The organism is Bacillus sp. PK6-013 (assembly GCF_054161445.1).
In genome coordinates this window covers 3,291,026-3,317,500 of record NZ_CP096417.1, presented here as the reverse complement: position 1 = coordinate 3,317,500, position 26,475 = coordinate 3,291,026, and the positions used below count along the sequence as shown (strand labels likewise).

At 44.6% G+C, this 26,475-nt stretch carries 21 protein-coding genes, 16 tRNA genes, 1 rRNA gene, 2 pseudogenes and 1 riboswitch; of the genes and pseudogenes, 34 read left to right on the top strand and 6 right to left on the bottom strand.

All coding sequences use genetic code 11. The features are described from left to right. Window positions 1-34: 34 nt before the first annotated feature. From rrf to M1E03_RS16775, 19 genes are all read left to right on the top strand, one after another. A 5S ribosomal RNA gene (rrf, locus tag M1E03_RS16865) occupies window positions 35-150 on the top strand. A gap of 9 nt (window positions 151-159) precedes the next feature. Further along, window positions 160-234: transfer RNA gene (locus tag M1E03_RS16860), tRNA-Asn, on the top strand. A gap of 6 nt (window positions 235-240) precedes the next feature. Next, window positions 241-332 (top strand) — tRNA-Ser (locus tag M1E03_RS16855). A gap of 14 nt (window positions 333-346) precedes the next feature. Then, a tRNA-Glu gene (locus M1E03_RS16850) sits at window positions 347-421 on the top strand. Between the two features lie 178 nt (window positions 422-599). Further along, window positions 600-675: transfer RNA gene (locus tag M1E03_RS16845), tRNA-Val, on the top strand. A gap of 21 nt (window positions 676-696) precedes the next feature. Further along, a tRNA-Met gene (locus M1E03_RS16840) sits at window positions 697-773 on the top strand. A 21-nt stretch (window positions 774-794) separates the two neighbouring features. Then, a tRNA-Asp gene (locus M1E03_RS16835) sits at window positions 795-871 on the top strand. Window positions 872-881: 10 nt separating this feature from the next. Continuing rightward, window positions 882-957 (top strand) — tRNA-Phe (locus M1E03_RS16830). 3 nt (window positions 958-960) lie between these two features. Then, window positions 961-1,033, top strand: a tRNA-Thr gene (locus M1E03_RS16825). 7 nt (window positions 1,034-1,040) lie between these two features. Beyond that, a tRNA-Tyr gene (locus tag M1E03_RS16820) sits at window positions 1,041-1,125 on the top strand. A 7-nt stretch (window positions 1,126-1,132) separates the two neighbouring features. Next, window positions 1,133-1,206: transfer RNA gene (locus M1E03_RS16815), tRNA-Trp, on the top strand. 20 nt (window positions 1,207-1,226) lie between these two features. Beyond that, window positions 1,227-1,299, top strand: a tRNA-His gene (locus M1E03_RS16810). 8 nt (window positions 1,300-1,307) lie between these two features. Then, window positions 1,308-1,379: transfer RNA gene (locus M1E03_RS16805), tRNA-Gln, on the top strand. A 53-nt stretch (window positions 1,380-1,432) separates the two neighbouring features. Continuing rightward, window positions 1,433-1,507 (top strand) — tRNA-Gly (locus M1E03_RS16800). 14 nt (window positions 1,508-1,521) lie between these two features. Beyond that, window positions 1,522-1,592: transfer RNA gene (locus M1E03_RS16795), tRNA-Cys, on the top strand. A gap of 12 nt (window positions 1,593-1,604) precedes the next feature. Next, a tRNA-Leu gene (locus tag M1E03_RS16790) sits at window positions 1,605-1,693 on the top strand. Between the two features lie 14 nt (window positions 1,694-1,707). Beyond that, a tRNA-Leu gene (locus M1E03_RS16785) sits at window positions 1,708-1,789 on the top strand. Between the two features lie 795 nt (window positions 1,790-2,584). After that, window positions 2,585-3,679: a response regulator aspartate phosphatase gene (locus M1E03_RS16780; RefSeq protein ID WP_025811897.1), complete on the top strand. Its 1,095-nt coding sequence runs from the start codon at window positions 2,585-2,587 to the stop codon at window positions 3,677-3,679. Next, window positions 3,680-3,817: a hypothetical protein gene (locus M1E03_RS16775; RefSeq protein ID WP_011201590.1), complete on the top strand. Its 138-nt coding sequence runs from the start codon at window positions 3,680-3,682 to the stop codon at window positions 3,815-3,817. Between the two features lie 296 nt (window positions 3,818-4,113). Here M1E03_RS16775 and M1E03_RS16770 read toward each other — a convergent pair. From M1E03_RS16770 to M1E03_RS16760, 3 genes and pseudogenes are all read right to left on the bottom strand, one after another. Next, window positions 4,114-4,311: pseudogene (locus tag M1E03_RS16770) on the bottom strand (hypothetical protein); the annotation flags it as partial. Between the two features lie 334 nt (window positions 4,312-4,645). Next, the gene (locus M1E03_RS16765; RefSeq protein ID WP_025811895.1) at window positions 4,646-4,936 is read right to left on the bottom strand and encodes a contact-dependent growth inhibition system immunity protein; all 291 of its coding nucleotides are present in this window, start codon (window positions 4,934-4,936) and stop codon (window positions 4,646-4,648) included. A 12-nt stretch (window positions 4,937-4,948) separates the two neighbouring features. Continuing rightward, entirely contained in the window at window positions 4,949-6,538 is a 1,590-nt protein-coding gene (locus M1E03_RS16760) for a ribonuclease YeeF family protein (protein ID WP_025811893.1), read from the bottom strand. Between the two features lie 380 nt (window positions 6,539-6,918). Between M1E03_RS16760 and M1E03_RS16755 the strand changes: the two genes are divergently transcribed. The 3 genes from M1E03_RS16755 to M1E03_RS16745 all read left to right on the top strand — a co-directional run bounded on the left by M1E03_RS16755 (window position 6,919) and on the right by M1E03_RS16745 (window position 13,100). Continuing rightward, window positions 6,919-7,980, top strand: a complete 1,062-nt coding sequence (locus M1E03_RS16755; protein WP_328056267.1) for a Rap family tetratricopeptide repeat protein — start codon at window positions 6,919-6,921, stop codon at window positions 7,978-7,980. A 765-nt stretch (window positions 7,981-8,745) separates the two neighbouring features. Beyond that, window positions 8,746-10,071 carry a TGS domain-containing protein gene (locus M1E03_RS16750; RefSeq protein ID WP_025811885.1) on the top strand — a complete coding sequence of 442 codons (1,326 nt, stop codon included), beginning with the start codon at window positions 8,746-8,748 and terminating at the stop codon, window positions 10,069-10,071. A gap of 221 nt (window positions 10,072-10,292) precedes the next feature. Further along, window positions 10,293-13,100, top strand: a complete 2,808-nt coding sequence (locus M1E03_RS16745) for a M14 family metallopeptidase (protein ID WP_458110530.1) — start codon at window positions 10,293-10,295, stop codon at window positions 13,098-13,100. 224 nt (window positions 13,101-13,324) lie between these two features. On the opposite strand, the gene M1E03_RS16740 is transcribed toward M1E03_RS16745, so the two are convergent. Next, entirely contained in the window at window positions 13,325-13,840 is a 516-nt protein-coding gene (locus M1E03_RS16740) for an HXXEE domain-containing protein (protein WP_025811881.1), read from the bottom strand. Window positions 13,841-13,949: 109 nt separating this feature from the next. Here M1E03_RS16740 and M1E03_RS16735 point away from each other — a divergent pair, with 109 nt between their 5' ends. The 7 genes and pseudogenes from M1E03_RS16735 to ssuD form a co-directional block, all read left to right on the top strand. Then, window positions 13,950-14,519, top strand: a complete 570-nt coding sequence (locus M1E03_RS16735; RefSeq protein ID WP_035339157.1) for a TetR/AcrR family transcriptional regulator — start codon at window positions 13,950-13,952, stop codon at window positions 14,517-14,519. A 127-nt stretch (window positions 14,520-14,646) separates the two neighbouring features. Beyond that, complete coding sequence (gene aroD, locus M1E03_RS16730; RefSeq protein ID WP_031305076.1) at window positions 14,647-15,411, top strand: type I 3-dehydroquinate dehydratase; 765 nt, start codon at window positions 14,647-14,649, stop codon at window positions 15,409-15,411. Between the two features lie 94 nt (window positions 15,412-15,505). After that, a riboswitch (TPP riboswitch) is annotated at window positions 15,506-15,614 on the top strand. A 148-nt stretch (window positions 15,615-15,762) separates the two neighbouring features. Continuing rightward, on the top strand, window positions 15,763-17,538 hold the full coding sequence (thiC, locus tag M1E03_RS16725) for a phosphomethylpyrimidine synthase ThiC (RefSeq protein ID WP_059231840.1): 1,776 nt from the start codon (window positions 15,763-15,765) through the stop codon (window positions 17,536-17,538). Window positions 17,539-17,739: 201 nt separating this feature from the next. Then, window positions 17,740-18,507, top strand: coding sequence for an ABC transporter ATP-binding protein (locus M1E03_RS16720; RefSeq protein ID WP_149169335.1), 768 nt, complete (start codon window positions 17,740-17,742; stop codon window positions 18,505-18,507). Window positions 18,508-18,548: 41 nt separating this feature from the next. Further along, on the top strand, window positions 18,549-19,517 hold the full coding sequence (locus M1E03_RS16715; protein WP_458110810.1) for an aliphatic sulfonate ABC transporter substrate-binding protein: 969 nt from the start codon (window positions 18,549-18,551) through the stop codon (window positions 19,515-19,517). Further along, window positions 19,514-20,350 (top strand): ABC transporter permease, encoded by an 837-nt coding sequence (locus M1E03_RS16710; RefSeq protein ID WP_023856468.1) that lies wholly within the window; start codon window positions 19,514-19,516, stop codon window positions 20,348-20,350. Before M1E03_RS16715 ends, M1E03_RS16710 begins: the two co-directional genes overlap by 4 nt. A 13-nt stretch (window positions 20,351-20,363) precedes the next feature. Continuing rightward, window positions 20,364-21,491 (top strand): annotated as a pseudogene (ssuD, locus tag M1E03_RS16705) (FMNH2-dependent alkanesulfonate monooxygenase); the annotation flags it as partial. Between the two features lie 34 nt (window positions 21,492-21,525). On the opposite strand, the gene M1E03_RS16700 reads toward ssuD, so the two are convergent. Both M1E03_RS16700 and M1E03_RS16695 read right to left on the bottom strand, forming a co-directional pair. Further along, the gene (locus M1E03_RS16700) at window positions 21,526-21,984 is read right to left on the bottom strand and encodes a hypothetical protein (RefSeq protein WP_025811868.1); all 459 of its coding nucleotides are present in this window, start codon (window positions 21,982-21,984) and stop codon (window positions 21,526-21,528) included. Then, window positions 21,981-22,187, bottom strand: coding sequence for a helix-turn-helix transcriptional regulator (locus M1E03_RS16695; RefSeq protein WP_035339153.1), 207 nt, complete (start codon window positions 22,185-22,187; stop codon window positions 21,981-21,983). Before M1E03_RS16695 ends, M1E03_RS16700 begins: the two co-directional genes overlap by 4 nt. Before the next feature lie 549 nt (window positions 22,188-22,736). On the opposite strand from M1E03_RS16695, the gene M1E03_RS16690 reads away from it, so the two are divergent. The 5 genes from M1E03_RS16690 (at window position 22,737) to M1E03_RS16670 (ending at window position 26,416) form a co-directional block, all read left to right on the top strand. Next, a complete protein-coding gene (locus tag M1E03_RS16690; protein ID WP_020450662.1) occupies window positions 22,737-22,949 on the top strand; it encodes a hypothetical protein in 213 nt (70 codons plus the stop codon). 106 nt (window positions 22,950-23,055) lie between these two features. Beyond that, the gene (locus M1E03_RS16685; RefSeq protein WP_020450663.1) at window positions 23,056-23,802 is read left to right on the top strand and encodes an ABC transporter ATP-binding protein; all 747 of its coding nucleotides are present in this window, start codon (window positions 23,056-23,058) and stop codon (window positions 23,800-23,802) included. Continuing rightward, a complete protein-coding gene (locus M1E03_RS16680) occupies window positions 23,768-25,237 on the top strand; it encodes a hypothetical protein (protein WP_144498047.1) in 1,470 nt (489 codons plus the stop codon). Before M1E03_RS16685 ends, M1E03_RS16680 begins: the two co-directional genes overlap by 35 nt. Continuing rightward, the gene (locus M1E03_RS16675) at window positions 25,227-26,135 is read left to right on the top strand and encodes a PqqD family protein (protein WP_020450665.1); all 909 of its coding nucleotides are present in this window, start codon (window positions 25,227-25,229) and stop codon (window positions 26,133-26,135) included. Before M1E03_RS16680 ends, M1E03_RS16675 begins: the two co-directional genes overlap by 11 nt. Then, window positions 26,132-26,416, top strand: coding sequence for a hypothetical protein (locus M1E03_RS16670; RefSeq protein WP_011197680.1), 285 nt, complete (start codon window positions 26,132-26,134; stop codon window positions 26,414-26,416). Before M1E03_RS16675 ends, M1E03_RS16670 begins: the two co-directional genes overlap by 4 nt. Window positions 26,417-26,475 lie beyond the last annotated feature (59 nt).

Below are 26,475 nucleotides of genomic sequence, written 5' to 3'. Positions count from 1 at the left end.
AATACATAGTATAATGATCTTTGTCACTAAATTGTCTGGTGATGATGGCGAAGAGGTCACACCCGTTCCCATGCCGAACACGGAAGTTAAGCTCTTCAGCGCCGATGGTAGTTGGGGGATTCCCCCTGTGAGAGTAGGACATCGCCAGGCAGGCATTATTCCGCAGTAGCTCAGTGGTAGAGCTATCGGCTGTTAACCGATCGGTCGCAGGTTCGAATCCTGCCTGCGGAGCCATTTATTGGAGAGCTGTCCGAGTGGTCGAAGGAGCACGATTGGAAATCGTGTAGGCGGCCAACGCCGTCTCAAGGGTTCGAATCCCTTGCTCTCCGCCACTTTAAATACATCTGGCCCGTTGGTCAAGTGGTTAAGACACCGCCCTTTCACGGCGGTAACACGGGTTCGAATCCCGTACGGGTCACCATTCTTTTTTGGACAGCACGCTAAAAAGCATAAGGGTTTACACCGAAGTTTTTTAAAGGAAAGTATGCTAAATACGCAACGCTCTGTTGCAATGTGCACTTGTACTTTTAAAGGCAAGGAAGGCATGCTAAGATCGCAACATCCTGTTGCAACGCATGCACTTGTACGTCCTGTACTGCGGAGGATTAGCTCAGCTGGGAGAGCATCTGCCTTACAAGCAGAGGGTCGGCGGTTCGATCCCGTCATCCTCCACCATTTCTATGAAAATCATATTATCGCGGGGTGGAGCAGTTCGGTAGCTCGTCGGGCTCATAACCCGAAGGTCGCAGGTTCAAATCCTGCCCCCGCAACCAAATTAAATTCATTGCCAAAATGGTCCGGTAGTTCAGTTGGTTAGAATGCCTGCCTGTCACGCAGGAGGTCGCGGGTTCGAGTCCCGTCCGGACCGCCATTTAAATAAAGGCTCGGTAGCTCAGTTGGTAGAGCAACGGACTGAAAATCCGTGTGTCGGCGGTTCGATTCCGTCCCGAGCCACCATTTGCCGGTCTAGCTCAATTGGTAGAGCAACTGACTTGTAATCAGTAGGTTGGGGGTTCAAGTCCTCTGGCCGGCACTGTTTTGGAGGGGTAGCGAAGTGGCTAAACGCGGCGGACTGTAAATCCGCTCCCTCAGGGTTCGGCGGTTCGAATCCGTCCCCCTCCACCATGTTTTTAGGGGCATAGTTTAACGGTAGAACAGAGGTCTCCAAAACCTCCGGTGTGGGTTCGATTCCTACTGCCCCTGCCAATTTTAATTCACAATTTATGGCGGTTGTGGCGAAGTGGTTAACGCACCAGATTGTGGCTCTGGCACTCGTGGGTTCGATTCCCATCAATCGCCCTTCATATTGGGCTATAGCCAAGCGGTAAGGCAACGGACTTTGACTCCGTCATGCGCTGGTTCGAATCCAGCTAGCCCAGTTTTCATCTTTCTTTATCATCCTGCATATGATAAGATGAATATTAGTTAAAATGCGGAAGTAGTTCAGTGGTAGAACACCACCTTGCCAAGGTGGGGGTCGCGGGTTCGAATCCCGTCTTCCGCTCCAATTCTTAAAATGATGGCGGCATAGCCAAGTGGTAAGGCAGAGGTCTGCAAAACCTTTATCCCCGGTTCGAATCCGGGTGTCGCCTTATTTGCCTCGTGCCGGGGTGGTGGAATTGGCAGACACACAGGACTTAAAATCCTGCGGTAGGTGACTACCGTGCCGGTTCAAGTCCGGCCCTCGGCACCATTGATCACACACATGCCGGTGTGGCGGAATTGGCAGACGCGCACGACTCAAAATCGTGTTCCTTCGGGAGTGTCGGTTCGACCCCGACCACCGGTATCACTAAACATCGTATTGCCAAACGATGAAAGAGCGTTCCTTACAAAGGGAACGCTCTTTTTATTTATTCCTTATCTTTGAACAAGTCCGCAAGAATTTTTTCTTAAGGACTGCGAGCTCCGGAAGCTGTGGGAACATACCGTGAGATATTATCGAAATGAGCTTAATAAGGTGCAGCTTACATGAGCAAAATATATCTGGCGATCCTTCGTCAGGAGCAGTGGTATATCATTCGATATATACGCAGAGGAGTACTAAAACTCCTTAAAGACCGGATCACTAATTTAGTCGACAATAAGAGAAGCAACTTTTAAGCCAGCTGAATCTTAGAACATTCGCAGGTAACCGAGACTATTCAATGATGCTGCTCTTATTGAAGACAGGTATTCGGGAGAATGAGTTCGTAATCCTAAAATTTAACAGATGTAAAATCGAAGAGAAGAATCAGTCATACACGTATGAAAGGTAAAAGGGAATCATGAAAGAAATGTATCGATTACATCCACAATGAAGAAGCAGCTTAAAAAGTATATTTCTATCCGAGGGTATGTCGAGACGCACTGTTTATTACTCTCGATAGAGAGTCTGTCATTGAAATAAGAAACATTTGAGAAAAGGACAGATAAGTTTTCCATCGGGCGGCAATTGCACAGTTAATTATATAGGCAAGCCTCACTTTTTAATATCCATTTATAGGGTGAAAAGTAAATTATACAAATTCCTTTGCAAAGATTGGCAACTTTCTGTAAAATGTTCTCATAGCGATAGAGGCAGTAAAGTGTGGGAGGTTTGACAATGAAAACAGTAGCCTCTGTGAACGTAGCCAATCTCATCAATCAGTGGTATGTTCACATAAAAAAAAGAGATGTCTCAAATGCCGTAGAACTTAGGGGCAGAATAAAAGGCCTTTTAAACGTAATGGAAGAAGATCAGGACGTTTTGCTTTACTTTAATCTACTTGATTACAGGTTCAGAGTATTAATGGAAGACGTCGCGGGGGAGCCGCAGCTTCCGCCTATTGCTGAGGATAAGGCGAAGACAGACGGTTTGTTAAGATACTATCACTTTCTCTTTAAAGGAATGTATGAAAGTGCGAGGAGCAACTACTCTAAAGCGCTTAATTGTTTTAGAGTTGCCGAGCGGCAGCTCGATAATGTCGAAGATGAAATCGAAAAGGCCGAGTTTCATTATAAGCTTGGAAATCTCTATTATTTTACTAAAACAACTCTACTTTCTTTTCATCATCTTTCAATCGCGAAGAGCATCTATAGGGCTTATGAAGAATATAAGACACAGTCGATAAACTGTACGGTGCTGCTCGCACTCAATTATATAGACGACGGACGTTTAACAAGAGCTGAAAATATGCTTAATAGTTGCGCAGAAAGACTGATCAAGATGGGCGATAATCATCTGCTGGCGGCTGTCTACTATGATCTCGGCTTTTTAAAAATTCAAGAGGATAAACACGAAGAAGCACTCAAGTATTTCGACCTCTCATTTAAAACAGATGACATCGAAAAAAATGCGCCTATTATGTACATGCAGTGCATATACGAGTCAGCTAGATCGACTTATAAGATAGGTGAGGTTGATAAGGCGCTTAAGTGGGTTCATCTTGGTTTTGAGTTTGCTCAGAAAACGAATAATATCAACTTTTCGCTCAAATTCTCGATTTTAAATATATGCTATAGCGCTCCCCTCGAGGGTGTACCGCAAGTAAAAGAGTTTATCGAAATGCTCGAGGAGAGGGAGGCTTACGTAGACATTGAGGCGCTTGCTGAGGATGTGGCCAACGTCTACAGCTCATTAAATAATTACAAATATTCCACATACTTCTTGGAAAAAGCAATAAAATCAAGTAAACTAACAGGAAAGGAGGTTCTTTAAATGAAAAAACTTATTGTAACTGCTTTCCTTACTGCATCGCTTGGACTCGTTTTAACCAGCGCAGCAGACTTCCTCGCAGAAAGTATCCAAACAGCAGACTCAGTAACATTACTTGCCTCAAGAGGAGCGGGCTCATAAAACAAAAATACAACAGTAAGAGGGCGGCTATTACAGCCGTCTTTTTTTGCTTTCGGTTACCTTTCGCAGTTTGAATTTGTATACTATAGTTATGTCTAAAATACGAATCTTACGCCATGATAGACCGTAATGGCTTATTATATCGAATATACTGTGGACTAAGGCTTTCTAATAGAATCGGCACCACTCAAAATCGTGTTCCTTCGGGAGTGTCGGTTCGACCCCGACCACCAGTATCCTTAGCTCTTTTAAATTGGATAGAAAATGTTATGATTTGAAATGGTTTTGCACATTCTTTACACATACTCAACTTCTTCAGGCTTTTCAACTTCCTCAACAGCCATATCTTCAAAAATGTTTACTGTCTCAGTTTCATCTCTTTCCCGAAGCTCTTTAATTAAGTGAACATATGTATTTGACGTGGTTTCTATATCAGCATGTCCTAACCTTTCACTTACATAATAAATTGACACCTTTCTATAAAGCAGCACGCTTACGGGAGGGCGCTTTTATTTTAGGGAGATGATCTGGATGGAATCGAAATGCGAGTATTGCGGTGAGGTTCATGGGGTTTTATTGCGGGAGGAGAAAAGGGAGAATGGCGTTGAAATTTGGTATATTCAATGCCTCGCCTGCCAGCATAGGGCCGTGTTTTCTGTGACTACCCCACAAATTAGAGTCCTCAAAAGCGTATTAGAGGTGTAAAGAACCAATATGCGAAAGCCGACAACATTTACGGGCCGAAGACAAAGGCAAAACTTGAATCCTTACTTGAAGTAATAAAAAAGGCCCTCTCGTAAAAAAGTGGGCCTTTCAAGTCTTTTTCTTTTAAATAGCTTCTTTTATTTGCTCTATTACACTTTTTAACCATTGTATAGGAGTTAATCCGATAGCAGGAAAATAAATTTCGCAGTGCGATTTTATAAAGTCTTCTTTCTCTTGATTAGATATGTCACTATTTAAAAACTCTTGACAAAATTGTATTGTGAAAGCCAAGCATTCTTTGCTGGATTCACTAATAAACTCATTCAGCGCTTGTTCTGGGGAGCCCATATCCTGATGAAATGTGCCATCCAAAAAATCACTTAACTCTTCAAAAATATCATAATTATCTTCCATATTGAAACTCCTTTATTTTATTGGATATCCTGTTAAAATATACTCTCCATCTTTCCCCTTTTTCAAGACTATTTTTGCATTCGTAACATCTTCTGCGGTATTTGAGCCTCTTTCTATACTTCTTCCAAGAACATCTCCATTACCTTTGTATCTTAATGCAAGAGTAGGCCTGCTTTTAGGGTCTGATAACCACTTTTCTACTTTTTTTATGTTTTTGGGATCTTTCAATACTTCACTAGCGACTTTTTCTGCTGTAGCTCTATCTTTAAAAGTAGATGAACCAGTGATTTTAAGATCTTTTTTTAAACGTTGGGATAACTCCTCGTCAGTTTTCCCAACATGCCTTTTGATTAAGTGGCCTCTTTTGGATTCATGAGCTGCTAATCCACCACCTGGTGCCAGGGGACTACTGTCCCCTGGTTTAACTGTATCTTTACTCTTCTGGGCTTTATCTACCTTAGAAACGTTCTTTGCCGCTTCTTCACCTTTAAATAACTTGAAGCCGCGCTTTCCGTACTTAAATGCCTTTCCAAAAGGTGTGACACTCAATGCGGCCATCAAACGATCACCTTTATCTTTAACGATTTCGCCTGTCGCAAGGTCGTATCCAAACGCTGCTCTCACTGCATCATACACACCTGTAAATTCCATCGCTGTATCGAAATATTCAGCAAAGTCGCTTTTTTCCACATTCTCTGGAAGGGTGTAGGCGGGTTCTATCTTAACGATTGTATCACCATCTATGTATGCCCGGTAAAGCGTATCGTTAAATACTCTATAATCTTTTTTCAGTTCATTCAATTCCTCTTGGGTGTACTCTTTCTTGGAAACCTTTTGTGTCGCCAATTTTTTTAATCGATCTGGATTGGCGAGTGTGTTAATGTCCGCATCTTCTTTGTCTCCGACTTTTTTCAACATGGCACCCATTGCTGTTTCTTGATTTCCACTCAAGGTATCCATCTCATCCGGCTTTAAAATCGCGCCTTTTTGATAACCGGTGATTTCAATTTTGGGGCCGGTATACATCTTTTCGAGCCGCGCCATGTATTTTTGCATCGTCTCAAGATCGTTTTCAGCCGTTTTGAGGGCGTTGGTTTGCTCGCGGTCAAACGCATGCAGCTTTTCAAGGGTCGTGCTGATTTCCTTTAACGCTTTCTGATTCTGTTCATGAAAACCGCTGTCATTCAAATCCGGTAAATCAACGATATGACTGACTTTTGCGATTGTGGCGTTGGCCTTAGAAACCAAATGTTTCGTTGTGCGATCAGCAGCATTTAAGCCATTCTCCAGTTCGTGTTCGAGAAAGGGCTGTGAAATAAATCCGTTATGGTTGGGTTCCAGGGAATTCAACGCGCTTTTCATTTTCTTCAGCGTGGAACTGTATTCCTCTATGAAAGTGTCATAGAACCGCAGAAAAGGGGTGTGACATTCCTCGTAAAAGGCGCGGATCGCGTCGCCGCCTTTTCCTTTTAAAGCATCATCAAGTGATGTGATCCCCTCAACGGCCTTTTTAACTTTATCGAATTCGTCTGATTGTTGTTTTAATTGTTCCAGCGTTTGATCAATTGCAGGGTGAAGCGCCTGAACATCCAGAGTCTTCATGGCATTCTCCTCTAATACTTTTCATTACAATCAGTATATAGTTTACCACTTTATAGAAAGGACTTGGTGAATATATCCTGTTCAACCATGAAAATGAATCATTGGACTTAGGTCATTACTTCTATTAATTCATTTCGATTACCGTAAACAAGTTTGTTATAGCATTCTTTAGGCTCTGTGACTAAACCAAAAGCCATTTGTTTTAAATCTGTCTTTCGGTATCACGAAAATCTCATTTTTTGGGATGATAGAAGTTTTACAATTATGAATTGTATGTTAATCTTTACATAAAAAGGATGTTAGTTGGAAGGGAATGATGGCAGTTGGAGACTATCCCGTCTTCTGAAGTTGGAATCAAAATAAACCGCTAGTACAACGAAATTCAAAAATTAAACGTAATAGAAGCAGAACAATTAAAGGCGGAAGTTCACTTAGCTATAGAAAGAATGGAAGAAGATCAAGACTTGCTTTCCTATTATCAGCTTATGAATTTTAGACATGAGTTAATGTTGGAATATCTTTTCCCGGCAGAAAAAAAGCTGAGCAAATCGGATTATCTTAGGGAAATTGAGGGACAGGGAAGAAAATTGTCAGGCTTGCTCGAATACTATTTTTCCTTTTTCACCGGAATGTATCATTTTTCACGAGGAAAATACATAAAGGCAATTAAGGGTTATAGAGCAGCGGAAAAAAAGTTGACGAAAGTTTCAGATAAAATAGAAAAAGCAGAATTCTATTATAAGATGGCTGAAGTGTTTTATCATATGAAACAAACTCATATGTCAATGTATTATGTGTCTCTCGCTTATGATATTTATAAATCCTATGATGCATATGTGATTCGAAGAATCAATTGTCTATTCGTTGTTGCTGGGAATTACATTGATTTATCAACGCATGATCAAGCTTTACCGCATCTTTTAAGCGCTAAGGAATCCGCGGAAGACATTCAAAACAAGGCGATCGTTGCAAAGGCTCTTTTAAATGTCGCATATTGTTATAATGCAATGGAGAGACCAACAAAAGCTATTGAATACTTTCATAAGGCGATTGATGTAGCAAAGGAAATAAAGGCAAAGGAACTGACTCAGGCTTATTATGATTTGGCTTTAATTCACTTTCGAAATAACGAAAATATTGAAGGACGAAAATTTTATGAAAAGGCGCTTGAAAGTGCGCGGGTATTTGAAGATGAATTATTCCTGTGTCTGTTGGACGTTTTAGAAGTACTGTATATAAAATCAGCTAATAAGTCAGAGGTACTAGAAACAATGAAACCATTACGGGATAGTCGTGGTTACCCCTATCTTGAGGAACTGGCATTAGAAGCAGCTCTATTCTATACTAGGAATGAGCGGCCAAATGATTCCATATTTTTTTATGATCAGATGGTGCAGGCTCAGAAACAAATCAAAAGGGGCGACTTTCTGTATGAAATCTAAGCTGTTTCTTTCGCTGACCCTTGCATTGGGCTTGTTGGTCGTGTCGGACGCTTCCATTCACACATCTGTTGAACAACAACATGCAGAATTTTCTGTGGCATCTAGGCTCGCAACATAATTGTGTTTGGGCAGGTCATTTGTTGGCCTGCCTTTTTGGTGAAAGAATTATTTTAGTTTGAAAACGAACCTATGCCAAAATCTTGGACGACTTGTATAAAGCAGAACGAGAACGATTGTGTTGATACTCATTTTTCTTCGCCCCTTGTGTTGGAATTTTCATCATATCAATCTTTGAATATGTACGGTCCGCATTATTAGCAATTTAAAATTTTTCGCGCAAATTTTGTACAAAGGCAGACAAAAACCTTGATATATCAATGGTTCTCTGGGTATATTCACCCTGACCACTGATATCGCTGAAAACCGTATTGCCAAACGACGAAAGAGCGTTCCATATAAAAGGAACGCTCTTTTTGTTTATTCCTCATCAAAAAGGAGAGCCGCCAACATAAACGCAATGACCAACTGTTGTCCGCACTCTTCATTCATCGCACCGTGAAATAAGGCACCTTGTCATCAGCAAGGTGCTTTTCTTTATGCAATGATATGTCCCGATCCTCCGATCGCCTTTTTACGTTTTGTTTACAAGTTGATCAAACTTTAGCGACATCTGCCCGCTATATTGAATACAGCCAGATCTCATCTAGATATAGACAAAGGAACAATGGAACACGTAAAGGATTAATTTTTTGAGGAGGAATACAGTTGTCAATTCGCATTAAATTGCCTGACGGGTCCGTCAGAGAATTTGAGGAGGAAGCAAGCATTGAAGATGTCGCTGCTTCTATTAGCTGCGGTCTGGAAAATGCGGTTGCAGGTAAATTAAACGGAAAGCTTGTAGATTTATCAACTCCGCTTCAGGACGGTGCGCTCGTTGAAATTGTCACCCGGGACTCGGCTGAAGGTCAGAAGTTCAAGCGTGAAAAAGCGCGGGGGACAGGGCGTATTGTGGCACTTGATGCAGCTCGGGGGCTGGCGGTCATCGGGATGTATTTGCAGCACTTCGCCTTGAACGAAACGAACGGTTCAATCGTTTCCGGGAATACGACGCTTCTATTTGTGCTTTGCGGCGGCATCTCCTATTCGATCATGGCCGGGCGCATGTTGGATCGAGGAATGGAGCCGGCCGCATTTCGGACGCGGATGCTTGCCCGCGCGGTATTTATCGATATTATAGGATACCTTCTCATCATGCTGAATACTCCGTTCGGGGTGATTTTGCCAGCTTATGCGGCACTGTTTGTGCTGGCGTTGGTGCTGATTCGTCGTTCGACACGTGTGTTAGTTACAACAGCAGCTGTTTTGCTTGCAGTGAGCCCGCCGCTGATGATTCTCGGAGGCAGCGTCCTGTCGAAAGCATACTTACTTGGTGATATGGCAGGCGGCCCGATGTCGGCGCTCGCACTTGCACCCGCTTTTGTCGCCGGTATGGCAATCGGGCGCTTCGATTTGACCAGGATGCGGACCGCACTCTCGCTAGTGGGCAGCGGCACAATCATGGTTATCGTCTCTAAAGTTTTGGGCACTTTCGTTCTTCCGGGGCTGAGCCGTTCATTCGAAGAGTGGCTCGTAAGTGTTCAAGGCACCGCCGGCGCTGAGCCGGATCAGTATGCAATCTGGCCGCACAACGTGGCACCGCCGTTGTGGCACAATCTTCTTTCGATCGCTCCGCACAGTGCGTCAACTTTCCAGACGATGCTGGGGCTTGGGGTTGCCTTTCTGGTGCTTGGATTGGTATGTCTCGTGCCGCAGAAAAACTCTGCCGTGTTAAAGCCGTTCGCGGGAGTCGGACGTGTGGCGTTGACGATGTATGCAGCTCAGTTTGTTGTTATATGGACTCTTGAAATCTCGGGGGCCAAGTATGATATCGGGGCCATTCCATTCAGTGATCTGTTCGTCGCGGCCATGGTGACGGTGACAGGGTGGCTGATTGCACGGCTTCCTGCCGGTCCGCTTGAGACAGCGATGCGCCGCTTTGACCGGGCCTTCAGCACCTTGGGACCCGTCACGGGAACGACGACATCCAGGTAGGCGGTCTTTAACATTTTACCAGAAGAAACCGTCTAAGGAGGCAGTTCCTTCAGGCTGTTAGCCTGTCGGGAGCTCCGGAAGATATTGGAGGAGGAGGGCATGCTGAATCAGAGTGTGAGGCAGGCAAATGAAATGCAGCCAGAACTCCTCACTCTTGTAATGGTTTTCTCTTATCAAGTTTGCAATTTGAAAATATCACGAAATGGGGATGGCATTTTTCTATGTTTAAGAAATCGTTCACAAAGTGTTATCTGATCTTGGTTTTGTCGTTTATGATGCTGCTTGGAGCGATAACCCCCGGTGTTGCTATGGCGCAGACTGGCAAGGGGACGGCGTCCGGTCAGCAGACAAAAGTAAAGACTAAAAAATCTCAGAAGCTAAAACTGGACAACAATGTTGCTTCGATGACAGAGAAACGAACGCTTCATGCTGCGTTTAAGCTTCCGCAAGGTGTTGATGTGAAGAGCTTAAGCTGGACGTATGACGGCAAACCGCTGTCTCAATGGAAAAAATATAAGGTCCGGGATTACAGCGGTGCACCTTTCATTACTGTTAGCCATGTAAAAGTGACCAACGGCAAGGTTCATGCTAACATCAATTTCGATCTTCCATACGATACAGACAACCTGTCAGAGCCGCGATTGCAACGTCCGCTATACGCATCGCTGATGGGCACATATGATTTGGCGGCAACAGTGAACGGACGAGTGGTTGCCCATGCTCCCGTAAAATTGACGCCATATGACAGCTTCCGCACTTACGATGAGCTGAAACCGGAGATCGATGCCGTTACAGCAAAAGCTGCGCAAAAAAACAACAGATATATCAAAACGACTTCTATTGGAAAATCGGTCGAAGGCCGTGATATCTATTTGACAGTGCTTGCCAAAGATAAAGCCGCTGTCGATAAGTATCAGAAGGTGACTCACCCTGCCATGCTCAATGACCCGAAGAAATTGCAGGCCGACATTAAATCCGGCGCATTTGGCGACTATCAGGTGCCGATCTGGTTGAACAATATTCATCCGAATGAAGCGCCTGGCGTCGATGCGATCATGAATTACTTTAAGTCAATGGCATTGGATAAGAGCATGACGTACGATACAGTCCTGCCGAATGGCAAGAAAAGCAAGACAACGTTGAATATAGATGATGCATTGGAACATGTTTTTTTCCTGTTCGTTTATACGGACAACCCGGATGGCCGGGTTCATACAACACGTTCCAATGCTGAGGATTTCGATTTGAACCGGGATAATTCTTATCAAACCCAGCCTGAAACGCGCAGCGTAACGGAACAAATCGCGAAGTGGTCGCCGCTGTCTTTTCTGGATATGCACGGGTTCGATGCCAATTTCCTGATTGAGCCTTCTACTCCGCCTCATAACCCGAATGTTGAGTATGACCTTTTGATTGACCACATGGTGGAACAGGCAAAGGCTATGGGTGAGGCCGGGATTGCTAATACGAAGTATGACTACTATCACGTCCCTTATGAAGAACATCGGAAAACTGCGAAAGATCCAAATTATGTGTCAAAAGGCACGGCTTCGGGATGGGATGATGCATCTGCAGCATATACCGCTGCATTCGCCATGTATCACGGTGCGATGGGTCACACGCTGGAAACGCCCGAGTCGAATGAAGAGTCTACCAAAGCTCTGTATTACAGTTCTGCGGCAGCTGCAAAATATGTAGCGGAAAAAAAAGAAGAACTGTTTCTGAACCAATTAAAAATATTCGAGCGCGGCGTGGACAATATCGATGATCGCGCTGTCGATCATTACTTGGTCAACGCCAAAAACGAAGAGATCGGCCGTCCGCGGCAGGGCAATCAAAACTTCTTCCCGGAATATTACGTACTGCCGGTCGATAAAAATATTCAAAAGAATGTGTTGGAAACCTATAAGATGGTTGAGTACTTCCTTCGCAACGGCGTAAAGATTGAACGATCAACAAAAGCGGTAACCGTTGACGGAAAAACATATCCGGCAGAATCATTTATTGTAAACATGCACCAGGCAAACCGCGGCCTCGCGAACTTGGTCTTGTATGATGGAATAGATGTATCTGATTATGAAATGATAGCCGGTGAGATGATTCAAAATTTCCATGATATGCGAGGTTTTGACCGTTATGTAATTCGAGATGCCGGGGTGTTCAAAGGCAAGACTTCTGCCATCACCTCCGTGTCGTTTCCGGGGACTAAAATGCCAAAACGCTCAGCTTATGTGCTGATCCAGAACACAAGCAATGATGCGATAAAGGCAGTCAACGAGTTACTGGCAGCCGGCAAGACCGTTACAATGCTCACCAAGAGCGGATCAGGCTATCAAGCGGGCGACTTCGCGGTTGCCTACAAGGACCTGGCCCCATTGGCTTCCAAGTACTATCTTGACGTGAGCGCATCCGGCCATAAGAAACCAAGCGGCAAAGTCCTCAAGGCTTCTACTGTAGGAGCACTGGGTGAAGCGGCATATGTACTGAAAAATCTGGGCTTTAACGTCACCCCAGAACAGGCGGGCGCAGATGTGCTTGTCAATACGTTCGACTCTTCTAAATATGTTAATAAAGGAAAGCCTTACATTGCATTTGGAAACATGGGGATGACGAATGTTCAGAAGTGGATCCCCGGATTTTCTTTTAAAGGACCTGAATGGGAGAGATACGAAGGCGTCTTCTTGGCAAATGTCATGCAAGATCATGCTATTACAGCTCCTTACAATAAACAGGAATACTTCTACACAGTCACTGGTTCTTATATTACCGCTGTTCCTAAAACGGCAAAAGTGCTTGCGGTGATTGCTGATGAAGATCACTTCTTCAAGGCAGGCTGGTGGCCTGGACATGATGCTGCCAAAGGAAAGATTATGGCTTTCACGTATAAAGATAACAACAAGAACTTAACTGTTTTCGCTAACGATCTAACCAATGACGATCATCCGCAGCATCAATATCGGTTGCTGGCGAATTCGATTTTCAATGCCGGTCCCGGAAAAACCGAAAATGCTCCATCATCAAAACGATGAGAGGCTGGACAGCTGAAGTGCAAGCGGCTCCTGCAGTGGAGGTGTCTCGTCTAAACAGCTGGATAGACAAGCTTTGGAACGAACATTGAACCATCGTTAGCAGTGCCATGATTTTAGATCATGCTGCCTTTCTTTTGAAGGGCAGTTTTTTCGTGTCTGACGGGTCTTCATCGGTTGCTTTGCTTCTAGTCAAAGGGCAGGAAGCTTCCGTAAGTGCCTGCTTTTCATATGCGGCCATATGCTTCCAGCCTTTCTTGAATCCTCCCCATTTTTTTATGCAGAAACTTAAGGTTAAAAAAGACGATAAGTGTTCCGGATAGGGCTGATAAGATCATTGCAGGAAAACTGAATTTTTCTATCTCTGCGGCAGCGGTCAGCAGATAGCAACAAAATGGCAGCATAAAGATCGACGTTAATATGCCGGGTACATAATGTTTAAATCTGAACCATAGGACGATGTGAACAAGGAAATGAACAGTAAAAGCAAAAAAGAAACCAAACCAGATAATATATTGATTAAAATAAATACTGAGAACAGTTACACCAACAGCTAGTATAAATTCTTCGAGCACAGCGCAAACAAAAGAAGCGGTTTTGGCATGTCCGAATGGAGCTTTTTTCAGTTGTTTCAGTTTGCTTCGATATCTTTTGCCCCATGCCTCGACCATCACCATCTCTTCAAAATCATGCAGTATAAATAATATCGGCAGCATCCAAGCCATAAATTGCATGTTTTCCATTTACATTCCCCCTCTTATGTGCCACAATTGTGACATTTCATAGAGAACAAAGTCAATGAGCCAACGAAAAGTGCTACATTGCCATAAAAAGCGCGACAGGAGAGAGAATATGAAGCAAATGCCCTCAAAAACAGCTCAGCAATCTAAAAGCTGGCTGACGCTATCATTGTTGGAGCTTATGAAGGAAAAAAGCTTTTCAGACATCACCATTACAGAGATAGCGGAAAAAGCGCAGCTTGACAGAAGAACATTTTATCGGCATTTCCATTCAAAAAAAGATATATTAGACCGCTATTTTGAGCAGCTTTGCAGTGAGTATTCCAATTACATTGTTCAGGAAAAACATATTGACTTATCCAGTCTTGGACATGCATACTTCAACTTTTGGAGCCGACATGCCGATTTTTTACAAGCCCTTCATCAGAACCATTTGTTTTATTTGATTGTTGAGAAATATAATGAACTTCTACCGGATCTTCATAAAAAATTTAAAGAAGAAACCTTTCATTTTAAAAGCAAAATCGACTTGGAGTACGGGCTTTCATTCAGCGCAGGGGGCTTTTGGAACATCCTTTCAAAATGGTTTGAGAGAGGCCGGAAGGAAACTCCTGAAGAAATGAGTCATATTCTGCAAGGAATAGTAGATTCATTTTTAAACAAGCAAGCTATCGAAAGGTGATCTCATGTTGGTATATGAGTGCTTTAAGCGTTTAGCCTTCTTTCTTAATTTCTGCTTGTGCTTACGGCCAATCTTCGGTACCGTTAATGCAAAGACCCTTGTAATATAGAGAACAGGAGTGAGGTCGTTGTTGAATACGGTGAAGATCAGAGGGGTGGCCATCGGAGAAGGAGCCCCGAAAATTTGCGTGCCGCTCATCGGAAAAACGCATGAACAATTGAAAGAAGAAGCTGCTTTTCTTCTATCGATTAATCCGGATCTTGCCGAATGGCGGGCGGATTTTTTTGAGGATGTCGAAGACGTTGACAAAGTGAAAAAGGTATTGGCTGACATCCGGGAGATCTTAAAGGATATCCCGTTGATATTTACATTTCGCAGCGCGGAGGAAGGCGGCGAAAAAGAAGTCAGTAAGGAATTTTACTTTTCCTTGAATCATGCCGTAGTCAAAACAGGGCTGGCAGATGTGATTGATGTCGAGCTGTTCAATGAAGAGCATCATGTGGAAAAACTGGTTCAAGCGGCTCATATGCAGCATGTCTTTGTCATTATATCCAACCACGATTTCGGGAAGACGCCGAGAGCGGAAGAGATCGTTTCCCGTCTCCGAAAAGCCCAGGATCTTGGCGCCGATTTCCCTAAGATCGCGGTGATGCCTGAAACACCGGCAGATGTGCTGGTGTTGCTTGAGGCGACTCATATGATGCATGAGCGGTATGCGAAGCGGCCGATTATCACGATGTCGATGGCCGGAAAAGGCTTGATCAGCCGGCTCGCCGGAGAGGTATTTGGCTCGGCCGTGACGTTCGGCGCAGCGAAAAAAGCATCCGCACCTGGCCAAATTGAGGCGACGGATTTGAAACATATACTTGATGTGCTTCATCGCAATTTATAATAATTGGGTGTGCCGCTATAGTGAAAAAGATTCATATATTTTTCCATCCTTTTCACTTGCCAAATCGGTGTGTTACGATAAAAAATGAATTGAATAGCTTTACTAGGGGTGCCCGACTGCGGGCTGAGAGAGAAACATGTGTTTCTTAACCCTTTGGACCTGATCTGGTTCGTACCAGCGTGGGGAAGTAAAAAGGATTCGGGAGAAGATGGGGAATGGGTATGGTCCGTCTGTCTTCCAGTGATTTTACTGACTGTAAAACCAGGTTCATCATATGATCCTGGTTTTTTTGTGCTGGTGCTGTTCCGGAGTTTCGTCCTGATCAATTTTTTAGAGGGGAAGGATTTTTACATGAAACAGGAGTCAGTACAGCAAAAAAACATCTCGATTATGTCAAGTTTTTCAGGGAGCCGCAAAGTGTATGTCGAAGGGGCGCGACCTGACATTCAAGTGCCGATGAGAGAAATTTCGCTAAGTCCGACGACGGGTTCATTTGGCGCCGAAGAAAATCAGCCTGTCCGCGTCTACGACACGAGCGGTCCCTATACGGACGCGAATGCAGAGGTTGATATTCTTAAGGGGCTGAAACCTTTGCGGGCGACCTGGATCAGGGAGCGCAGCGATACCGAAGAATATGAAGGCAGAGAAATCAGACCGGAGGATAACGGCTATAAAAGCAAAGAGAAAGCGAGCAACAGCTATCCAGGGTTGAAACGAAAACCGCTGCGCGCGAAAAAAAGTCAAAATGTCACCCAGCTGCATTACGCAAGAAAGGGGATCATTACGCCCGAGATGGAATTTATCGCGATCCGAGAGCATGTATCTCCCGAATTTGTTCGTGATGAAGTGGCAAGCGGACGGGCGATTATTCCGTCAAACATCAACCATCCGGAAAGCGAACCGATGATTATCGGCCGCAACTTCCACGTGAAAATCAATGCCAACATCGGCAATTCCGCTGTCACCTCTTCGATTGAAGAAGAAGTAGAAAAAATGACATGGGCCATCCGCTGGGGCGCCGATACGATGATGGACTTGTCCACAGGTAAAGATATTCATACAACGAGGGAGTGGATCATCCGCAATTGTCCAGTTCCTGTAGGGACTGTGCCAATTTATCAGGCGCTTGAAAAAGTAAACGGCGTCGCGGAAGATCTCACTTGGGAGATTTACCGCGATACATTAATCGAGCAGGCTGAGCAAGGCGTTGATTATTTTACGATTCATGCCGGCGTCCTTCTTCGGTATGTGCCGCTGACGGCAAAGCGCGTCACTGGAATCGTATCCCGCGGCGGGGCAATTATGGCGCAATGGTGTTTGGCTCATCATGAGGAAAGCTTTCTGTACACGCATTTTGAAGAGATTTGCGAGATTATGAAAACATACGATATCGCATTTTCGCTCGGGGACGGCCTTCGGCCCGGCTCGATTGCGGATGCGAATGATGAGGCCCAATTTGCCGAATTGGAGACGCTCGGCGAGCTGACGGAAATCGCCTGGAAGCATGATGTTCAAGTGATGATCGAAGGACCGGGACACGTGCCGATGCATAAAATTAAAGAGAATGTCGACAAGCAGATGGAAATTTGCAAAGAGGCGCCGTTTTACACGCTCGGCCCGCTGACGACCGATATTGCACCGGGCTACGATCATATTACATCGGCAATCGGAGCGGCGATGATCGGCTGGTACGGCACGGCCATGCTTTGCTATGTGACGCCGAAGGAGCATTTGGGACTGCCGAACAAAGACGATGTCCGCGAAGGCGTCATAACATACAAAATCGCGGCCCATGCGGCTGACCTTGCCAAAGGGCACCCCGGCGCGCAAATCCGCGATGACGCGCTTTCCAAGGCGCGCTTTGAATTCCGCTGGCGGGACCAGTTCAATTTGTCGCTCGATCCGGAAAGAGCGCTTGAATACCATGATGAAACCCTTCCGGCGGAAGGCGCCAAAACGGCACACTTTTGTTCAATGTGCGGGCCTAAATTTTGCAGTATGAGAATTTCCCAGGATATTCGCGACTATGCCAAGGAAAACGATCTTGATGAACAAAAGGCTATTCAAAAAGGATTGGAAGAGAAGGCGAAGGAATTTAAAAAAGCAGGCGGCAGCATTTACAGTTAAAAACGGGCAATACTGCAGATGAAAGGGGAACCTTTCATCTGTTTTTTTATAATATGGGGTTGACAGGTCGGAATAATATGAATTAGTATGTTGTTTAATATTTCGGAAAATTTCATCAGCGCTGATCGGTCAACCGAAGGCTCTTATCTCAATTGGGATAAGAGTTTTTTATTTTCAGTTTAGAAAAGAAAGGGGAACAGGATGTCTTTATCAATTCGTGTAAAAGAAAAAGCATTTGGAAACGGCAGCCTTAAAACAAGCGTGCTTCAAGACGTGAAACTGACGGTCGAAAACGGCGAATTTCTGACTGTCATCGGTCCAAGCGGATGCGGGAAAAGCACGCTCTTAAAAATCGCTGCCGGTCTTGACGGGAATTATGAAGGGCGAATCAGCATGAACGGAAGAGAAATCAAGGACCCGGGGATTCATCAAGGTTTTATCTTTCAGGAGCATCGGCTTTTTCCATGGCTGACGGTCGAGCAAAATATCGCCGCAGATTTAAGCCTGAAAGAACCGGCGGTGCGAAAAAAAGTCGATGAATTGATTGAAACGGTGCGGCTGAAAGGCGCGGAGAAACAGTATCCACGCGAGCTGTCCGGAGGTATGTCGCAGCGGGTCGCGATTGCCAGGGCTTTGCTCAGGGAGCCTGAGATTTTGCTGCTTGATGAACCCTTCGGCGCCTTGGACGCCTTTACGAGAAAGCATCTCCAGGATGTTCTGACAGACATTTGGCGAGAAAAGAAGATGACGATGATCCTCGTGACGCACGATATTGACGAATCGGTTTATTTAGCCAACCGGGTCGCGATTCTTACCGCAAAGCCGGGGAGAATCCACAAGCTGATTCCGGTCGATCTGCCATTTCCGCGCAGCAGAACATCGCCCGTTTTTCAATCAATCAGACAAAAAGTGCTGAAAGAATTCGAGACAACGGAAACATTCAGCTTTCAGGAAGGTTCAGGGATTTGAGCAGAAAGGAGCGGAAAAACGTGAAAAAATGGCCGTTGTATATGCTGGGCTGCCTGATGCTTCTTGCGGGCTGTTCAGCAGCCCAATCAAGCGGAGGGGGCGGAGATTTAAAAGAGATCAACATCGGAGTGCAGCAAAGCTTAAGCCCGTTGCTCCTTGCGAAAGAAAAAGGCTGGTTTGAAAAAGAGTTCGCAAAAGAAGGGATTCAAGTGAAATGGACAGAGTTTCAAAGCGGTCCGCCGCAGTTTGAAGGTCTTGCCGCAGGTAAACTTGATTTTTCCCAGGTTGGAAATTCACCGGTGATCGCAGGGCAGGCGGCTGGCATTGATTTTAAAGAAATCGGTCTTTCGCAAGACGGTTTAAAGGCGAACGGCATTCTTGTGAAAAAAGGGAGCGGCATCGATGACATAAAAGATTTGAAAGGAAAGAAGGTGGCGGTGGCAAAAGGCAGCAGCGGGTTCGATTTTCTGTATAAAGTGATCGATAAAGCAGGTCTGGAGCCAACAGACGTCAACATCATTCAGCTTCAGCCTGACGAAGCCATACCGGCATTTGACAGCGGCGCGATTGATGCATGGTCGATTTGGGAGCCGTTTTTGTCCCTTAAAACGATCAAAAGTGACGCGGCAATATTGGTTGACGGGGAACAAATCGACAAGTATTCCCCGGGTTTTACGCTTGTACGAAGCGAATTTGCCGAGAAGTATCCGGATGAGGTGATCCGTTTTCTGAAGGTGTATGACAAGGCCGTGAAATGGCATAAAAACCATAAGAAAGAAGCGGTTGAAGCGTATGCGAAAATTAAAAATCTCGACAAAAAGGTCGTTGAAAACGTGCTGAATAACACCGAACCGTTAAATGAGCCGATCACAGACCGCATTATTGAAACGCAGCAGGAGACTGCCGATTTTCAATTCAAATTAAAAGCGATTAACAAAGAGATTGATGTAAAAGAAGTGGTTGACAATTCATTTATTAAAAAAGCGCTGAAAGGAGGAGATGACAAATGAGGGCTGTTTCATCAAGCACCCCCTCGATCCAGCCGAAAGCAGGCGCAAAACTGAGACCGGCCGCTTTTCGGCTGGCATGGGGGAAGGGAATTGTATTACCTGTGATATTGATTTTATTATGGCAGCTTGTCGGGACATTTGAGCTCATATCAAAAACCGTGCTTCCGGCTCCTTTAGATATATTGCTTACATTTCGGGATCTCATCGTATCAGGAGAGCTTTTCACTCATTTAGGCATCAGCATTCAGCGCGCCGCGCTCGGCTTTTTCCTGGGAGCCGGACTCGGGCTCCTGCTGGGGCTTGTAATCGGCTTTTCAAAAATCGCCGAGGATTATCTCGATCCCTCTCTGCAAATGCTGAGAACCGTTCCGCATCTCGCCGTCACGCCGCTGTTTATCTTATGGTTCGGTTTCGACGAACTGTCAAAGGTGCTCTTGATCGCGCTCGGCGCCTTCTTCCCGGTATATATCAACACATTTTCAGGAATCAGGGGCGTCGATTCGAAACTGTTCGATGTGGCGAGAGTATTGGAGTTCCATTGGCTGAAGCAGGTGACTAAGCTGATTCTTCCCGCGTCGCTTCCGAACATCCTCTTAGGCATCCGCCTGTCGCTCGGTGTTTCGTGGCTAGGCCTTGTTGTTGCGGAACTGATGGGATCAAGCGCGGGAGTCGGCTATATGATTATGGATGCCAGACAGTTTTCACAAACCGATAAGGTGTTTGTCGGAATTTTGATTTTCGCTGCCGTCGGCAAGCTGACGGATTCATTCGTCAGAATTCTGGAGAAAAAGTGCCTTGGCTGGAGAAACAGCTATCAAGGTAATCAAAAGTAAAGGGGAGATCTTTTTGGACATTTTATGGTTTATTCCTACTCATGGGGACGGACGTTATCTCGGCACAGACACGGGAGGCAGAGCCGCAGATCACACCTATTTTCAGCAGGTAGCGCAAGCGGCTGACCGGCTTGGGTATACAGGGGTTCTTTTGCCGACGGGAAGATCGTGCGAAGATCCGTGGATTACCGCCGCCGCTCTGGCGTCAGTCACGAAAAATCTGAAGTTTTTAGTCGCTGTAAGACCCGGTTTGATGCAGCCGTCGGTTGCGGCGCGGATGGCTTCCACATTCGACCGGCTTGCAGAGGGCAGACTCCTCATCAATGTGGTCGCCGGCGGTGATCCGTATGAATTAGCCGGCGACGGCCTGTTTATCAGCCATGATGAACGGTATGAAGCGACAAATGAGTTTCTCGACATATGGCGGTCGCTTTTAAAAGGCGAGACTGTCAGCTTTTCGGGGAAACACTTGAAGACCGAAAACGGCCGCTTACTCTTTCCGCCCGCCCAACACCCTCATCCGCCGATCTATTTTGGGGGCTCGTCAAAGGCCGGGCAGGAGACTGCCGCCAAACACGCGGATGTCTATTTAACATGGGGAGAGCCGCCCCATCTCGTTAAAGAAAAAATCCAATCTGTCAAAAGACAGGCTGAAAAAGAAGGGAGGAACGTCCGTTTTGGAATTAGACTGCACGTAATCGTCAGAGAAACGGAACAAGAGGCGTGGCAGGCGGCAAATAGACTGATCAGCCACTTGGATGATGAAACGATTGCCGCAGCCCAAAACGCGATGAAACGGACGGATTCATCAGGGCAAAAGAGGATGGTTCAGCTTCATCAGGGAAACAGAACCAATCTTGAGATCAGCCCGAATCTTTGGGCGGGCATCGGACTGGTCAGAGGCGGAGCGGGGACAGCGCTCGTCGGTGATCCGGAAACGGTGGCCTGCCGGATAAAAGAATATGCTGACCTCGGCATCGAATCCTTTATCTTCTCAGGTTATCCTCATCTTGAAGAAGCGTACCATTTTGCCGAAAAGGTCTTTCCGCTCCTTCCGTTTCGCCCGAAACTTCAAAGAAAAGCGTCTGGCGAAGTCATCGGAAATGACCATTTTCCGACGAGGCAAAAGGAAAAAAACGATTTAAATAAAAAAACTCCAGACATTCTGGAGTTTTTTATCTGTTTTTATAAAATGAAAACATATACGAAAGATGCTGAATAATGATCAGCACAAAGATGACGATGATCGGGAAATACGGGATCCTGGCTTGGAAAAACGGGTAAAAGATCAATAGAAGCGCTGCGACTGGCATCGCCACATACAGCACGATATAAGATGTTCTGCATGCTTTTGCGGTAATCATCTGTTCTCTTTCATCCTGTTCTTTAAATTCGTCAGGAACGAGCATAAAGCGCTGCTTGCGTGAACCGCTTTTTTTCTCCAAGTATGTGTAAATCGAAAGCGCGAGCCCAAAGAGAAGGATGGGAATCAGGTTAAAAACAAAATGGAGCTCTGAAGCGTTTGTTTTCAAGCTTTTGGCGATTTGTTCCGATGTGTGAAAAAAGGTTATAAACGTCCAGCATGCGAGTCCGAACAGAAGGATGTGAAAGAAAGTCCGTGTGATCATATTCATTCGTGTTTGCCTCCCTCTAACCAAAATACGTCTTCCATTTTTAATTGAAATTCATCGCAAATTTTCAAAGCCAAAAGAAGCGACGGGATGTAATTGCCTTTTTCAATGGCCGCAACTGTCTGCCTTGTAACTCCGATCGCGTTTGCAAGGGCTTCCTGTGAATACCCGTACCTTGCTCTCAATTCTCTAACCCTGTTGTTCATCCTACCACCTGCAATTCTTCGTTTATATAGTATATTTGACATATTGTTAAATGGGTTTGACATAATGTTAACTTGATTTTACAATGTAATCAACATCTTTTGATCTAGGATCGGCAGGTTATTAACTGTAACATTTAAATTTATACATAAAATTAACAGAAATGGAATAGAGAAAATAGAATTATCTCACTTTTTGAAAAAAGGGACTTTGGGGGTATTTTGGGGTTCGGATTTCAGGAGAAGGAGGGTCTTATTAGCTGGTTCTTTTTCCTTAACATCCTTGAAAGACACGAGATTTATAAAAAGAAAAAATGAGAGAGAAAGAAGGAGGAGAAATAAGACAAAAAGATTATAAAGACATCATAAAGTGGAAACGGGGCTTTCATCTTCTCTTCCAAGCCGAAAAGCGTGGGCCATTAGATTGAAAAACCGCGAGATCCTTAAATAAATAGTTGGAACGTAGTGTTTATGAAATAGGAAATTTCATAGATTTCAGTATGATTTTGGATATGTTACTCTTTGGTTACTTGATAGAAAGGAGGGGGAAAAATGACATACGCAGCACCTCAGGTTGACTATTCTGTCAATCCGTCGATCGAAGATCAGGCTTGGTTCTTGGTGTTTGTTGCAGTGCTTTTGGCACTTGGCGCAACTGTTGTTCTTGGCGCCGCTGTATGGTGTGTAGTTAACGGAAACGGCAGCTTCACAGGATCCGTCCAATGGGTCAGCGGTTTGAAAGTCAACATTGAATGTAGGAAATAGCCATACTTAACGTATCTGTTCACAACAAGAGACATATTTGATGAGGCTTAACCGTCTGTGGGGGGCGGTTAAGTCTTCCTGACATTAATCATACCCTGGAGGCATTATGTTTATTATAGATAACCTATCTAAAACATATAAAAACAATGTGACTGCCGTTAGCGGGTTTCATATAAAGATTGAAAAAAACCAGATTGTCGCGATAGCGGGTCCGAACGGTTCAGGAAAGACGTCGATTATTAATTCCATTTTAGGAATCATTACGCCTAGTGAAGGAACCATTCTTTTGGATGACCTGCAGAACACGACGGCGGAATTCAAGCAAAAGCTGGCGTATGTTCCCGATGAACTGCTTTTGCCGGATGCCCTTTCAGCTGCCGAATATTTGGATTTTGTTTCTTCTATGTATAATTGTACATCAAATGAAAAGCGGAGACAATTAATTGAGCTTTTCGATATGAAAGAGGCTTTGCAGGAGCCGATTGAAACGTACTCACACGGAATGAAAAAAAAGACGCAGCTGATCGCTGCTTTTATGCTGGAGAGCGAATTTGTCATCATGGATGAGCCGTTTCGCGGGCTTGATATTGAAGCGGTCATCAATACGAAAAAGCTGATGAAGCGCTATGCGGCCACACAAGGATCGATACTGCTTGCGACTCATGACATGCTTTCTGCGGAAGAATTGTGCGATAAGATTGCGATTATTTCCAAAGGCGTCAAGATGGATGAAGGAAAAGTCAAAGAATTAAAGGTTAAATACAGCTGTAATTCGCTTGAAGAAGTGTTCTTGAAAGCTTCGATGCTGAGTGATAGGGGTGCGCATTTTGATCAAATCATTCGAAATTTCTAAAATGATGCTGAAAATGTGGCAGAAGGAAATGGGCAAGCTCTTAAATACCGGCACCAAAAAAATGATCGCCGCCCTTTTTTTAATTTTGGCGGTTGCGATGGGGAGCATCATTGGCTACAGCTTTACGGGGATGTTTTTAAGCGCTTTTCTGAATGGAGAAATTCGCTCACTCGGGTTGTTCGTGATTTCAATGTTCATGAACGTCTCGATTTTTACGTTTGTTTTCTTCATTTTATTTAAAGTAAGGACGCCTGAACAGAACAGCTTCTCCATGCAGCTGAGCTGGTTCCCGCTGACGGCTTTCGAGAGGAGTCTCGGATATTTTATTCCGTTTGCCGGCGCGGTTTCATTCCTTGTCCTGTTTATCATGTCTATTCTGCTGATTCCGAATTTTGTCGCCAGCGGTGTAGGCTTTTGGTTTGCTTTTACGTTTTTTGCCCTGCTTTTTGTGCAGATCATTTTTTTCTTTTCGCTTCTCAACCTTGTTTATAACCTGGTGTATATGGTGATCTTGAAATTCGGTTTTCCGCTGCAAAAATTTTTCTCAATGTTTGTTCTTGTCGTATTAGCTGTTATTTACGGATTCACCTCTTTTGATCTGGGGAAGATTCAGAACGCTTATTCAACCTTTGATTATAATCTGACGTATTTTGCAGCGCCGCTGTTTCTCGTGCTGAACGGTCAGCCGGCAGGCGCCGGAATCATACTGGTGGTGCTGATCTTGGCAGCCGCAGTAACTGCTTCGTTTATGTCGCTGAATGTTGTGCCGATCCTCACTGAAAAAAAATCATCCAAACTGTTTTCATTTATTAAAATCCCGTCGTCAAAACCGCTGTCTTTGGCGGTGAAAGAAATAAAATCACAGGCCAGAAATGAAGAAAATATTTTAAACTTCATTTTTTTACTTTTGGCTCTATGCTTTTTAAAATACAAATTTCAGTTCGGATTTACCGGGGAGAGCTATTTGGTGCTTGGAGGCGTGACGGGCATCATCGCCTTCAATTCATATGGGAATGATCTGCGGATGATGCAGGTGTACAAGGCGATGCACTTGAAAATAACAACGGTTTTGTGGTCAAAGTATCTCGGGCTGTGTGTGCTTGGCCTCATTCAACTCTGCTTGTTTTCCGTGTTGACGTGGACTTTTCCTGAGAGCTTTGCGGTCTTTGTAAAGACGATTGCCGTGCTATTAAACGCAATTGCGATGTTCTATTTAGCGGGCATTATTTTTCCGCTTGACCGCAACAACCCTTATATGGGGATCTTCTCTTTCGGAATGCTCCTCATCTTTATGATTCCGCTGTTTTTCATCGTGAATTATGCGGTCGATAAAGTCACGGGCGAAGCGCTGCTGTTTCTCATACCGTGTCTCGAATTACTGCTGATCCTGCTGTTATACGGAGGGTTTAAATGGAGGTACCATTATGATCATTAGGATGTTGAAAGCACTGGTCGGAATCAAAAAAATTCCCTATTTTCCAGAGCATGTGAAGCTGGATCGGAAGCATATTTCAGATCGTGATCTCGATGCGGATTTTCCCATCAATCCGACAGCCTATCAAATGCTGAAAGAAGTCGACGGAAAAAAAGACGAACTGGAGATAGCCGGGGATCTGGCCGGCGTCTTTCGCGTCAGTGAAGAGGTGTTGCTAAAGGATTTGCACCAATTGCTGACAGGGCTCAACCGCAACTATTTAATCAATTGGAAGTACGGTGAACGCCCGTCTTTCCTCGGTTTTCTCTATCAGTTTTTCGGCCAGTACCATATTCGCTACAAGGAAAGGTTTTCAAGCGATTCTGATTCATTTCTGTTTTTGTATATGAAATTTCTTCATGTGATTTCTAAGAAAATTATTGTTTTCTGGCTCGTCTTTTTGATGCTGTCGCTTTCGGCTTACATTTTCGTTCCGGACGGTTCAATCATCAGCATTGCCGCTTATTTTTCCGTCATCTATTTCGGGTTGATCACCGGCACAGCACTTCATGAAGTGGTGCACGGCATCGCGCACCGGAAATTTGTCGGAAAAAACGGGCCTCAAGGGTTTTTAGCGGCTGATATGATGTCCGTCAAATTTATCAGGCCTGTCATATCGCCGTATGATAAAAAGTCGATTTGGATTACGGCGTTGGGGCCGCTTATACCAGGGGCGCTCGGAATAGCCGGCGTGCTGTTTACGATCTTTTTTCTTCAGGAAAACGCGGTCTCGGTCGGCATGCTTCTGTTCTTTTCCACTTATGCTCTGCATATGATGTATCTGCTTCCGTTTATGGGTGACGGAAAGTCGATTATGAAACAGCTGATGATCAGAGGAATTGGAGGTAAATCATCATGAATACAAACTCTTTAAAGCAGGGACTAATCTTTGCCAGTTTCTCAAGCTTTCTCGCATTTCCGATGCTTGCGGCTGCGCTTTTGTTTTATCATCTTTTTTCAAATCAAACGAGCAACGATATCCTGTTTAACAGTTTGTCGTTTGTCATGGAGAGCGAATCGGCTTTTTCATTCCAGGTGAAGCCCAACTTTTTCTTCATTATGATCGGGCTGTTTATCGGCATTTTTATTATAACGGCCGCGATTTCATCAATTTATCAGAAAAAAAAGGGTGAATCTTAAAAGAGCTTGCTACTTGAGGCAGGCTTTTTTTATTTGCATCGGAAGACGGGTTGTGATAA